Source organism: Sphingomonas sp., assembly GCF_031372575.1.
Taxonomy (GTDB): Bacteria; Pseudomonadota; Alphaproteobacteria; order Sphingomonadales; family Sphingomonadaceae; genus Sphingomicrobium.
Window position 1 is genome coordinate 1 of record NZ_JANMLM010000010.1, and the last position, 10,313, is coordinate 10,313.

At 63.0% G+C, this 10,313-nt stretch carries 15 protein-coding genes and 1 pseudogene; 10 read left to right on the forward strand and 6 right to left on the reverse strand.

Annotated elements, in window-relative coordinates; genetic code table 11:
* The 3 genes and pseudogenes from RMN73_RS00660 to RMN73_RS00670 form a co-directional block, all read left to right on the forward strand.
* Window positions 1-649: pseudogene (locus RMN73_RS00660) on the forward strand (carbamoyl phosphate synthase large subunit); the annotation flags it as partial.
* A gap of 90 nt (window positions 650-739) precedes the next feature.
* Window positions 740-1,213, forward strand: coding sequence for a transcription elongation factor GreA (gene greA / locus RMN73_RS00665; RefSeq protein WP_309601391.1), 474 nt, complete (start codon window positions 740-742; stop codon window positions 1,211-1,213).
* Between the two features lie 23 nt (window positions 1,214-1,236).
* Entirely contained in the window at window positions 1,237-1,860 is a 624-nt protein-coding gene (locus tag RMN73_RS00670; protein WP_309601392.1) for a rhomboid family intramembrane serine protease, read from the forward strand.
* On the opposite strand, the gene RMN73_RS00675 is transcribed toward RMN73_RS00670, so the two are convergent.
* From RMN73_RS00675 to RMN73_RS00695, 5 genes are read right to left on the reverse strand one after another with little or no spacing between them, the layout of a single operon-like run.
* A complete protein-coding gene (locus tag RMN73_RS00675; RefSeq protein WP_309601393.1) occupies window positions 1,831-2,085 on the reverse strand; it encodes a DUF4170 domain-containing protein in 255 nt (84 codons plus the stop codon). The genes RMN73_RS00670 and RMN73_RS00675 overlap by 30 nt on opposite strands.
* A 57-nt stretch (window positions 2,086-2,142) precedes the next feature.
* A complete protein-coding gene (locus RMN73_RS00680) occupies window positions 2,143-2,589 on the reverse strand; it encodes a hypothetical protein (RefSeq protein ID WP_309601394.1) in 447 nt (148 codons plus the stop codon).
* Window positions 2,589-2,975 (reverse strand): DUF3618 domain-containing protein, encoded by a 387-nt coding sequence (locus RMN73_RS00685; RefSeq protein WP_309601395.1) that lies wholly within the window; start codon window positions 2,973-2,975, stop codon window positions 2,589-2,591. Before RMN73_RS00685 ends, RMN73_RS00680 begins: the two co-directional genes overlap by 1 nt.
* Window positions 2,972-3,307: a phage holin family protein gene (locus RMN73_RS00690; RefSeq protein WP_309601396.1), complete on the reverse strand. Its 336-nt coding sequence runs from the start codon at window positions 3,305-3,307 to the stop codon at window positions 2,972-2,974. Before RMN73_RS00690 ends, RMN73_RS00685 begins: the two co-directional genes overlap by 4 nt.
* A gap of 23 nt (window positions 3,308-3,330) precedes the next feature.
* On the reverse strand, window positions 3,331-3,822 hold the full coding sequence (locus RMN73_RS00695) for a hypothetical protein (RefSeq protein ID WP_309601397.1): 492 nt from the start codon (window positions 3,820-3,822) through the stop codon (window positions 3,331-3,333).
* 154 nt (window positions 3,823-3,976) lie between these two features.
* On the opposite strand from RMN73_RS00695, the gene eno reads away from it, so the two are divergent.
* The 7 genes from eno (at window position 3,977) to RMN73_RS00730 (ending at window position 9,895) form a co-directional block, all read left to right on the forward strand.
* Window positions 3,977-5,263, forward strand: a complete 1,287-nt coding sequence (eno, locus tag RMN73_RS00700) for a phosphopyruvate hydratase (RefSeq protein ID WP_309601398.1) — start codon at window positions 3,977-3,979, stop codon at window positions 5,261-5,263.
* A gap of 14 nt (window positions 5,264-5,277) precedes the next feature.
* Window positions 5,278-5,823 carry a hypothetical protein gene (locus RMN73_RS00705; protein WP_309601399.1) on the forward strand — a complete coding sequence of 182 codons (546 nt, stop codon included), beginning with the start codon at window positions 5,278-5,280 and terminating at the stop codon, window positions 5,821-5,823.
* A gap of 112 nt (window positions 5,824-5,935) precedes the next feature.
* A complete protein-coding gene (locus RMN73_RS00710; RefSeq protein ID WP_309601400.1) occupies window positions 5,936-6,247 on the forward strand; it encodes a septum formation initiator family protein in 312 nt (103 codons plus the stop codon).
* 73 nt (window positions 6,248-6,320) lie between these two features.
* On the forward strand, window positions 6,321-7,376 hold the full coding sequence (gene pdhA, locus RMN73_RS00715) for a pyruvate dehydrogenase (acetyl-transferring) E1 component subunit alpha (RefSeq protein ID WP_309601401.1): 1,056 nt from the start codon (window positions 6,321-6,323) through the stop codon (window positions 7,374-7,376).
* Complete coding sequence (locus RMN73_RS00720) at window positions 7,376-8,764, forward strand: pyruvate dehydrogenase complex E1 component subunit beta (RefSeq protein ID WP_309601402.1); 1,389 nt, start codon at window positions 7,376-7,378, stop codon at window positions 8,762-8,764. The genes pdhA and RMN73_RS00720 overlap by 1 nt, the downstream gene beginning before the upstream one ends.
* Before the next feature lie 64 nt (window positions 8,765-8,828).
* Complete coding sequence (locus RMN73_RS00725; protein WP_309601403.1) at window positions 8,829-9,377, forward strand: hypothetical protein; 549 nt, start codon at window positions 8,829-8,831, stop codon at window positions 9,375-9,377.
* Between the two features lie 71 nt (window positions 9,378-9,448).
* Window positions 9,449-9,895: a histidine kinase gene (locus RMN73_RS00730; RefSeq protein ID WP_309601404.1), complete on the forward strand. Its 447-nt coding sequence runs from the start codon at window positions 9,449-9,451 to the stop codon at window positions 9,893-9,895.
* A 76-nt stretch (window positions 9,896-9,971) separates the two neighbouring features.
* On the opposite strand, the gene RMN73_RS00735 is transcribed toward RMN73_RS00730, so the two are convergent.
* The gene (locus RMN73_RS00735) at window positions 9,972-10,178 is read right to left on the reverse strand and encodes a cold-shock protein (protein ID WP_309601405.1); all 207 of its coding nucleotides are present in this window, start codon (window positions 10,176-10,178) and stop codon (window positions 9,972-9,974) included.
* Window positions 10,179-10,313 lie beyond the last annotated feature (135 nt).

Here is a 10,313-nt window from a genome sequence, read left to right on the forward strand (position 1 = left end):
TGCGACGCGGGTGATGGCGGGCGAATCGCTCGACGCGTATCTGCCGATCGACCGCGACTTGGATTATGTCGCGATCAAGGAGAGCATTTTCCCCTTCTCGCGCTTCCCCGGGACCGATCCGGTGTTGGGACCGGAAATGAAAAGCACTGGCGAAGTCATGGGAATCGATAAGGATTTCGACATTGCCTTCGCCAAGTCGCAACTCGGGGTCGGGGTCATCCTTCCTGACAGCGGCGCAGTATTCATCTCGGTCAAGGATAGCGACAAAGATCATATATTGCCCGCAGCGCGACTGATGATCGAACTCGGGTTCAGGGTCATCGCCACCGGCGGGACGGCCGATCATCTCGCCGCGCAAGGAATTCCGATCGAAAAGGTCAACAAGGTGGCGCAGGGCCGCCCGCATATCGTCGACCGGTTGGTCGATGGCGGGGTGCAACTGGTGTTCAACACCACCGAGGGCTGGCAGTCGCTCAAAGACAGTTATTCGATCCGCGCGACGACCCTCAATCGCAAGGTTCCCTACTTCACCACAGCGGCGGCGAGCCTGGCTGCAGCGCGGTCAATCAAGGCGTTGCGTGGGCTTGGTGCGGGTCGGGCGCTTGAAGTCCGCTCGTTGCAGGCCTATTATTCACCCTCCACAGACTGATTTTCCATCAAGCCTTTCGGAAAAGATGCGTGGCGCCGCCGGTGAGGCAAGGCGCTCGCCGAAGGGGTTTTGAGCCAAGGGGTTAAGAGCATGTCGAGCGAAAAAGTGCCAATGCTGGAGGAGGGCCACCGCCTGCTGGAGGAAGAGGCCAAGCGCCTCAAGCTCGAGCGGCCCGAGATCATCGAGGCGATCGAGGTCGCCCGCGCGCATGGCGACTTGAGCGAAAATGCCGAATATCATGCCGCCAAGGAACGCCAGGGCCAGATCGAGGCAATGCTTGCCGACGTCGAGGACCGACTGGCGCGCGCGCTGGTGATCGATCCGACCACGCTTTCGGGCGACAAAGTGGTGTTTGGCGCCACCGTCACGTTGGTCGACGAGGAATCCAAGAAGATCAAATATCAGCTGGTTGGCCAGACCGAGGCCGATGCCCGGGTCGGGCGGATCAGCTATAATTCGCCGCTTGGACGCGCCCTGATCGGGCGACTGGTCGGCGAGGATGTCGAAGTCACGACCCCGTCGGGCGAGAAATATTACGAGATTTCCAAGCTCGAATTCATTTGAGGCCGCAAAGTTTAGGAACCGGGATGCTGCTCCGCCAGCGCGCGACGATAGTGCTGATGGCGGTGACCGGATTGGTCTCGCTCGGGATACTCGCGACCGGCAATCTAAATAATGCAGCGACCGCGCTCGGGTTCATCCCGGCGCGCGTGAGCGGGTTCGCCGTCACCCCGTCGGTGCTGTGGTGGCTGACCCCGCTGACCGCGACCCTGGTCCACGCCGGTTTTCTTCACCTGGCGATGAACTTCCTGCTGTTCGCTTATTGCGGGCGGCAGGTGGAAAGCGTGCTCGGGCCGGGGCCGTTGGTATTGCTCTACCTGATCGGCGCTTATGCCGCTGCGGCCGGTCAATATCTGCTCGACCCGATGTCGGCCAGCCCGACGATCGGCGCGTCGGGGGCGATCAGCGCCTTGGTCGGGGCCTATGCGGTGAGTTTCGGCCAGCCCAAGAGGATCGTCGCCTCCTTCAAGCTGAACCGCTGGCTCAACGTCGCCTGGCTGATGATCGCGTGGGTCGTGCTGCAGTGGATGATCGGCTATCTGATGGGCCAGCAGGGAATGTTGCTGGCGACCGGCGCGCATATCGGCGGGTTCATCGCCGGCGTGCTGTTGCAAAAGCCGTTATTGCTGTGGCGGTATCGTCGCGCTTGAGACCGGTGCCGTCAGTCCGTCAGGCTCAAGCAGCCGATGCAAGTGGACGACGACATATTTCATTTCGGCATCGTCGACCGTGCGCTGGGCGGAGGCGCGCCATGCGTCCTCGGCGTCGGCATAATTGTCATACATCCCGACCAGGTCGAGATTCGCGAGATCGGTGAAGTCGAGGCCTTGCGGATCGCTGACCCGCCCGCCGAATACCAGGTGAAGCTTGCTCATGGCCGGCTCGCTAGCAGCGAACCGGCCGGGTATTCAAGCATTCAGCGTTTCAAGCATTCAGCCGTCGCCGCGGACGCTGGTTGCAGCGGCTTTGGCCGACGCCTTGAGCGCCTGTGTCGCACCATCGACGATCGATCGCACCGCTTGGCCGCCCGCATCGCGGGTCAGGCCAAGCTCATCGAGACGCGCCTGACCGGCGGTCTTGGCGGCTTCGACCGCGGCGCTTGCCCGGTCGCGGATATTGTCGGTCACCGGGGCGAGCAAGTCCTTCTCGCGGCGGCTGGTCGGCAGCAAAGCGGCGAGGATCGCGCCCGCCGCTATGCCGCCGGCGATGACCGCAAGCGGCGCTTCGCCGAGCTGGTCGCCGGCTTTCTTGCCGGCAGCAGCGGCAGTGTCGCGGGCGCTGTCGTAAGCGGTGATCGCGCGCTCCTTGGCGCCGTCGATTGCGTCGGTCGCCTTGTCGGCCAGGCTGGGGGTGGATTTTGCTGGTTTCTTGGCACTCATCACTTGCTCTCCGTCTTGCGCGCTGGGTGCGGCGCGCTGCGCTTTCGCCGTGGGGCCGGCTTGCGGGCCGGTGCCTTGGCAACAACTTGATCGGATTCCTTGGTTGACGTCATGGCGTCATACAGGCGGCTGACCCCGTCCTTGATCGGATCGCGGGCGAGGAACATCGCAATCGCTGCGATCACTCCGCCGGTCGCAACCGGCCGACGCTTGACCGCATCGACCGCATCTTCGGCCAGATCGGCGCCTTTGACCTTGGCGCTTTCCCACGCCTCGCGGGCGAGCGTCTTGGGCTGGAGCCGCTGCTGCAACTCGCGCGCGGTGTCGATCAATGCTTCGCGCGCCTCGGCAACATCGGCCTCGGCCGCGATGATCCGCGCGTTCATGCGCCGGCCTTCCAGCTTTTGAGCGCCGCCATCCCAAGCCCGCCGGCAATCAGCATGGTGATGGCGGTAGCGAGCAGCCCGCCGCCAAGCGGCCCAATCAGCGAGGCGAGCGACAGGACCAGCGTCAGCACGAGCGCAATCACGCCGGCAAAACCGAAGGCAAGGGCGCCGCCGCCGAGAATGGCGGGAAGCTTGGCGCGGTCGGCCTGGGCGAGGCCACGGGCACGGACGAGATCGACTTCGGCCTTGGCGTACGCCTTGCCGTCGTCGATCAGCCGACCGAACAATTCGCCGATTGGCGCCTCATCCAAGTCAGGCTGCTGCTCGCCCATGTCCGCGCCATCCTTTGGCAAAGTCAGGCCTTGGGCTTGTCGCTGTCGAGGCCGGTCTTGACTAGGCGGGCAAGGACGAAGCCGACCACGGCGGCGCCGGCCAGCGCGATGCCGGGGCTGCGCTTCACGAAATCGCGGGTATCGTCGATCAACTCGTCGGGGGTCTTGGACGCCAGGCTGTTGGCTGCGCCGTCGATCGCGTCGGCCGCCTTGCGGGCATAATCGCCATATTCGGTACCCAGCCGCTCATCGATCCCGGCGGCGGTATCGCCGACCATTTTTGACACGCTGGCGAGCGCTTCGGACGAACGTTCGAGACCCTGGCCGACGAGCCCGCGGGTCTTGTCGGCAGCCTGGTCGGCGAGCTTGCCGCTGCTGGTTTTCACTTTGTCGACCAACTGGCCGCGTTTGGTGGGCTGGGTCACAGTCGAATGCTCCTGATTGAGTGCAATGTCGGACGCTCCGGCAACGATGGAGTCGGTACCTTCGGGAAGGTGGTCATTCTGATCGATCATCACAATACTCCTTGTTCATCCCTGAAAACCCCGCGTGCCCCAGCTTCGTTCCCCAGCCTCGTTCCAGTGCCGCCTAGGCCAGCGCCGGATTAGTTGCGTGACCTGCCGCCCCCCGTATAGAGCCGAGCGCATATCATAGCACGGAAACCAATATATGACCGCGATCGTCGATATCCATGCCCGAACTATCCTCGATAGCCGGGGCAACCCGACGGTCGAAGTCGATGTCACGCTGGAAGATGGCTCGATGGGCCGCGCCGCCGTGCCATCGGGGGCATCGACCGGGGCGCATGAAGCGGTCGAGCTGCGCGATGGCGACAAGACGCGCTGGGGCGCCAAGGGCGTCGATCAGGCGGTGCGCAACGTCAATGGCGAGATCGCCGATCATATCGTCGGGTTCGACGCTGAGGACCAATCGACCATCGACGCGGTGATGATCGACCTCGACAGCAGCGCCAACAAGGGCCGACTCGGCGCCAACGCGATCTTGGGTGTCAGCCTGGCGGCCGCACGCGCCGCAGCCGATGCGCGCGGATTGCCGCTATATCGCTATGTCGGGGGCGTATCGGCCGACCTGCTGCCGGTGCCGATGATGAATATCATCAACGGCGGCGCGCATGCCGACAATGGGATCGATTTCCAGGAATTCATGGTCATGCCGGTCGGGGCGGAAAGTTTTTCCGAGGCGTTGCGCTGCGGGACCGAGATTTTCCATGCGTTGAAGGCGCGACTGCACAGCCGGGGGCTTAACACCGCGGTCGGCGATGAAGGTGGCTTTGCGCCCAACTTGCCATCGGCCCGCGCAGCGCTCGATGTGATCGGCGAGGCGGTCGGCGATGCGGGGTACTCGCTCGGCGACGACGTGACGATCGCGCTCGATTGCGCGGCGAGCGAGTATTTCAAGGACGGCGTGTATCGCATGACGGGCGAGGGCAAGACGCTGTCGCCGGTGGAGAATGCGACGTTCCTTGCCGAATTGGCACGCGACTATCCGATCATCTCGATTGAAGATGGCATGGGCGAGGATGACATGGCCGGCTGGAAGGCGCTGACCGAGCAGCTTGGCGATAGCGTCCAGCTGGTCGGCGACGATCTGTTCGTCACCAACACGACAAGGCTGGGGCAGGGGATTGCCGACGGGATCGCCAATTCGATCCTGATCAAGGTCAACCAGATCGGCACGCTGACCGAGACCATTGCCGCCGTGCGCATGGCGCAGCAGGCGGGCTACACCGCGATCATGTCGCACCGCTCGGGCGAGACCGAGGATTCGACCATCGCCGATTTGGCGGTTGCCTTGAGCTGCGGCCAGATCAAAACCGGCAGCCTGGCGCGGAGCGACCGCACGGCGAAGTACAACCAATTGCTGCGGATCGAGGAGGAATTGGGCGACATTGCGGTTTATCCGGGCCGCACGGCGATCCGCGCCGCACGGCGCTAGGCCTGCACCCGATCATGGACGCATTCAATTTCGTCGCCTCGGTGTTCGGGCTGCTGCTCGGCTTCACCCTGGTCGAATTGCTTGCGGATTTCGTCCGGGTGATGAAGTCGCGCGGGCGCTATCGGGTCGGTTTGCTGACCCCGGCCCTGGCGGTGTTCGTGATGATGGACCTGCTGTCGTGGTGGTCAACGATGTGGACCGTCCGCAGCGCGCTTCCTGTCAATTACGGCGTTCTGCTTTGCGGATTGGGCGCAGCGGCAGTCTATTATTTTGCGGCCTCGTTCGTGTTTCCCGACGAGCCAGGCGAAGGCAGCGATTTCGACGACCATTATCTCGCTCATCGGCGCAAGGTACTGGCGCCGATCCTGGTGGTCAGTCTTGTGACCTTAACGGCGCTGGTGATACTCGCGGAATTCAAGCCAGGGCGCGTCCAATTGATCTCGATCGCGCTCTATTCGGCAGCGATGACTATTGCGATCATCAGCCGTTCGAAGGCGGTCAATTCGGCGATGCTCGCTGGGCTAATCATCATTTACCTGATTTGGGCTGTGGTGCCCTGATCAAGCGACGAACTCGGCGATTCGGCGTGGTTCGTGGGCGGGATGGCGGTCAAAAATTGGATTCGTCGCAAAAGTGCTTGATTCTCCACACCGATTCTGATTCTGTCTCTTTATGAGAGGGGCCAGCAAAAGCTTGGGGATGATCCGTCGCGCGGCACTGCCGGCGCTGATGCTGATCATCATCGGCAGTTTTGCCGGTCACGCGGTCGCCGGACCGAACGGCCTGTTTGCCTGGGGCGGCTATCATCGCGACCTTGCGGCGCGTCAGGCGGAGCTCGCCAGCCTCGAGCGTGAACGCGACCGGTTGCGCCATCGCTCGGCCTTGCTCGACCCGCAAAAGGCCGATCCCGACCTTGGCGAGGAAATGATCCGCAAGGATCTCGGGCTGATCCGCCCCGACGAAGTGATCGTTCCGCTCGACTGAGCGCTTCAGCGGCATTGCCCAAAGGCCCTTGCGGCTCTTATAGCGCGCCAACGAACAGACATTGGAGATATACGTGGCTCGATCCGCGACGCCCAAGGCTGCCGCGCCCGCAGCGCCGAAACTGCCCAATCGCGAACGCCCCCGCGAACCGAAGCCGTTCAAGGCGTCGAAGAACGAACTGCTCGATTTCTACAAGCAGATGATGCTCATCCGCCGCTTCGAGGAGCGCGCCGGGCAATTGTACGGCCTCGGGCTGATCGGCGGTTTTTGTCACCTGTATATCGGGCAGGAAGCGGTCGCGGTGGGGTTGCAGTCGGCGATGAAGGTCGGGCGCGACAGTGTCATCACCGGCTATCGCGATCATGGCCATATGTTGGCCTACGGCATCGATCCCAAATTGATCATGGCCGAACTGACCGGGCGCGCCGCTGGCATCTCACGCGGCAAGGGCGGATCGATGCATATGTTCTCGGTCGAGCATGGCTTTTACGGCGGTCACGGCATCGTCGGCGCCCAGGTTTCGCTCGGCACCGGCCTGGCGTTCAAGCATCAATATGCCAAGGATGGTGGCACGTGCCTCGCTTACTTCGGCGACGGCGCGGCCAACCAGGGCCAGGTCTATGAAAGCTTCAACATGGCGAAGCTGTGGGACTTGCCGGTGATCTACGCGATCGAAAATAATCATTATGCGATGGGCACCAGCGTCGAGCGGTCGTCATCCGAGCCCGAATTCTACAAGCGCGGCGAGAGCCACCGAATCCCCGGCATCCAGGTCGACGGGATGGACGTGCTCGCGGTGCGCGGTGCGGCCGAGGAAGCGATGGCGTGGACTCAGGCGGGCAAGGGGCCGATCATCCTCGAACTGCTGACCTATCGCTATCGCGGCCATTCGATGAGCGACCCGGCCAAATATCGCAGCCGAGAGGAAGTTCAGTCGTACCGCGAAGGCCGCGACCCGATCGAACATGCCAGTCAGGCGCTACAAAAGCTTGGCGTGAAAGAAGATGAGCTCAAGGCAATCGATAGCGAAATCAAGCAGATCGTGATCGATGCTGCCAAATATGCTGAGGAAGCGCCCGAGCCCGAGGCGAGCGAATTATTTACCGACGTGCTGGTGGAGTCCTACTGATGGGCATCGAATTGAAGATGCCTGCGCTGTCGCCGACGATGGAAGAAGGCACGCTCGCCAAATGGCTGGTCAAGGAAGGCGATAGCGTCGTCTCCGGTGACATCCTGGCCGAGATCGAGACCGACAAAGCGACGATGGAATTCGAAGCGGTCGACGAAGGGGTGATCAGCAAGATATTGGTCGCCGAGGGTTCGGACGGGGTCAAGGTTGGCACCGTGATCGCGCTGATGGGCGGAGATTCGAACGAAACGGCCGAAACCGTTCGGGCTGAGACTGTCGAAGCCCCGTCTTCCCCTGCGCCGGAAGCCAAGCAGGACAGTCCTTCGACAAGCTCAGGCCGAACGGATGTCCTACCCTCCAAGTCTGTCACGACCGTTGCCATGGATCCCGATGTCCCGGCGGGCACTGCGACGACCTCGACCTCCGTCCGCGAAGCGTTGCGTGATGCGATGGCGGAGGAGATGCGACGCGATCCGCGCGTGTTCGTGATGGGCGAGGAAGTCGCGCAATATCAGGGCGCGTACAAAGTGACGCAGGGCCTGCTCGACGAGTTTGGCCCCGACCGCGTGATCGATACGCCGATCACCGAATATGGCTTTGCCGGGATCGGTTCCGGCGCGGCGATGGGCGGGCTGAAGCCGGTGATCGAGTTCATGACCTTCAACTTCGCGATGCAGGCGATCGACCACATCATCAATTCGGCGGCCAAGACCAATTATATGAGCGGCGGCCAGATGCGCTGCCCGATCGTGTTCCGCGGCCCCAATGGGGCGGCGAGCCGGGTCGGCGCGCAGCATAGCCAGAATTACGGGCCGTGGTATGCCTCGGTTCCCGGCCTGATCGTCATCGCTCCTTATGACGCTGCTGACGCCAAGGGGCTGCTCAAGGCGGCAATCCGCACCGACGATCCGGTCGTGTTCCTCGAGAATGAGTTGCTTTACGGAGTCAGCTTCGACGTTCCCGACGGCGACGTCGTGCTGCCGATCGGCAAGGCGCGGACCATGCGTGAGGGCAAGGACGTGACCCTGGTCAGTTATTCGATCGGTGTCGGGATCGCGCTTCAGGCGGCGGAGACCCTGGCGGGTGAAGGGATCGACGCCGAAGTGATCGATTTGCGCACGCTGCGACCGCTCGACAAGGCGGCGATACTGACGAGCCTCGCCAAGACCAACCGGGTGGTGGTGGTCGAGGAAGGCTGGCCGACCTGCTCGATCGCGTCGGAAATCATGGCGATCTGCATGGAAGAGGGGTTCGACGACCTCGACGCCCCGGTGCTCCGCGTGACCAACGAGGATGTGCCGATGCCCTATGCCGCGAACCTCGAGAAGCTCGCGCTGATCAATGCGGCGGACGTCGTGACGGCGGTGAAGGCTGTCACCTATCGCTGAGCTGACCGACCGGGCGCTGGTCCGGCTATATTGGCCGGTCGCGCTTCGGCCCGCGTTCGATGCCTTGTTCGCGATCGACGATGTGATGGCCGAGGTGGTGGCGAGCTCGACCCAGCCGGCGCTGGGCGCGATCCGGCTGGCGTGGTGGCGTGAGGCGCTGGAGCGGCTCGATGTGGACAAACCGCCGCCCGAGCCGCGATTGCAGGCGGTTGCCGATCATCTGCTGCCGCGCGGCGTGACGGGGGCGGCGCTAGCGTCGCTTGAGGATGGCTATGCAAGCTTGCTTGACGAGGAACCCGACAGCGACCGGATCGGGGATGGCGGGGCGGCGTTGTTTGCGATTGGCGGACGGTTGCTTAAGGCCGAGGATGGCAAACTGGCTGACGCTGGAAAGCTGCACGCCTTTGCGCGGGCGGCGCGGCGGGGGCATGCGGCATTTCCCAATGATTGCGTGGTCCCGAGCCACATTTTTCCCACCGCGCTGCGGCCAGTAACGGCTTTCGCCCGACTTGCCGCGCGTGATACCAGGCGAGCGCCGACCCTTGAGCCCGAGGCCACGCCAGCGCGCGCGCTCGCATTGCTGGCCCACCGCTTCACCGGGCGCATCGGCTGAATGCATTGAACTTCGCCCGCTTTGGGCATAATCCTTCGCTCGCCGGATCGATTTTCAGTTTGGAGGGGCCAATGGGTCGTTTCCTCGCCGGTGCCATCGCATCCTTGTTGCTCGTAACGGGCGCGTTCCTCATCTGGCAGGGGCGTGCGCAGGGCCCGGCTGTGCCCGCAGCGCCGCCACCGCGCCTCGCCGCGAATGTTGCGCCGATCAGCCTGGCGCGGATACCGCGCGCGCTGACTGCCGATCCCGCAAGCAAGGAGCAGAAGCGATTCACCCGCGCCGACAAGGACAAGGACGGGCGGATCACGCTTGCGGAATTGGTCGACCCACGGCGCAAGGCCTATGCCAAGCTCGACCTCAACCAGGACGGCAAATTGTCGTTCGAGGAATGGGCGGTCAAGACGATCGAAAAGTTCAACGAGGCCGACGGCGACAAGAGCAAAGACTTGTCCGCGGCGGAATATGCCACCACCGCGCCCAAGCCCAAGGCACCCAAGCCGGCGTGCAGCTGCGGGTAAAACGCAATCTTCGCCGGACAAAGAAATGGCCGCGGAAGCGATTGCTCCCGCGGCCAAAACTTGAGTTCGTCAGTGCTTATGCGCTGGCGAGGTTCACGGCGCTCATCTTGCCGCGCTTGTCCTCTTCCAGCTCGTACGAAACGCGCTGGTCCTGGTTGAGCGTCGACATGCCGGCGCGTTCAACGGCCGAAATGTGCACGAACGCGTCGTTTCCGCCGCCTTCCGGTGCGATGAAACCATAGCCCTTGGACTCATTGAAAAATTTTACGGTGCCGATAGGCATAGTGATATTCCTTCTCTTGGACCCGACAATCGGGGCCTGGAGCTAAGAAGTAGCGAAGGGAAGGAATGAGGGCCGCAAAGCGCCTGAAGACCATCGATTTGCGACGACTAGCCCGGACTCTATAGGCGCATTTTG

Coding starts and splice junctions, on each gene's coding strand:
- RMN73_RS00675 (WP_309601393.1), bottom strand. CDS start 2,085: ATGAGCAAGCTTCACCTGGTATTCGGCGGGCGGGTCAGCGATCCGCAA.
- RMN73_RS00695 (WP_309601397.1), bottom strand. CDS start 3,822: ATGATCGATCAGAATGACCACCTTCCCGAAGGTACCGACTCCATCGTT.
- RMN73_RS00690 (WP_309601396.1), bottom strand. CDS start 3,307: ATGGGCGAGCAGCAGCCTGACTTGGATGAGGCGCCAATCGGCGAATTG.
- RMN73_RS00710 (WP_309601400.1), top strand. CDS start 5,936: ATGAGAGGGGCCAGCAAAAGCTTGGGGATGATCCGTCGCGCGGCACTG.
- RMN73_RS00735 (WP_309601405.1), bottom strand. CDS start 10,178: ATGCCTATCGGCACCGTAAAATTTTTCAATGAGTCCAAGGGCTATGGT.
- RMN73_RS00680 (WP_309601394.1), bottom strand. CDS start 2,589: ATGAGTGCCAAGAAACCAGCAAAATCCACCCCCAGCCTGGCCGACAAG.
- RMN73_RS00670 (WP_309601392.1), top strand. CDS start 1,237: ATGCTGCTCCGCCAGCGCGCGACGATAGTGCTGATGGCGGTGACCGGA.
- RMN73_RS00685 (WP_309601395.1), bottom strand. CDS start 2,975: ATGAACGCGCGGATCATCGCGGCCGAGGCCGATGTTGCCGAGGCGCGC.
- RMN73_RS00705 (WP_309601399.1), top strand. CDS start 5,278: ATGGACGCATTCAATTTCGTCGCCTCGGTGTTCGGGCTGCTGCTCGGC.
- RMN73_RS00720 (WP_309601402.1), top strand. CDS start 7,376: ATGGGCATCGAATTGAAGATGCCTGCGCTGTCGCCGACGATGGAAGAA.
- greA (WP_309601391.1), top strand. CDS start 740: ATGTCGAGCGAAAAAGTGCCAATGCTGGAGGAGGGCCACCGCCTGCTG.
- RMN73_RS00730 (WP_309601404.1), top strand. CDS start 9,449: ATGGGTCGTTTCCTCGCCGGTGCCATCGCATCCTTGTTGCTCGTAACG.
- eno (WP_309601398.1), top strand. CDS start 3,977: ATGACCGCGATCGTCGATATCCATGCCCGAACTATCCTCGATAGCCGG.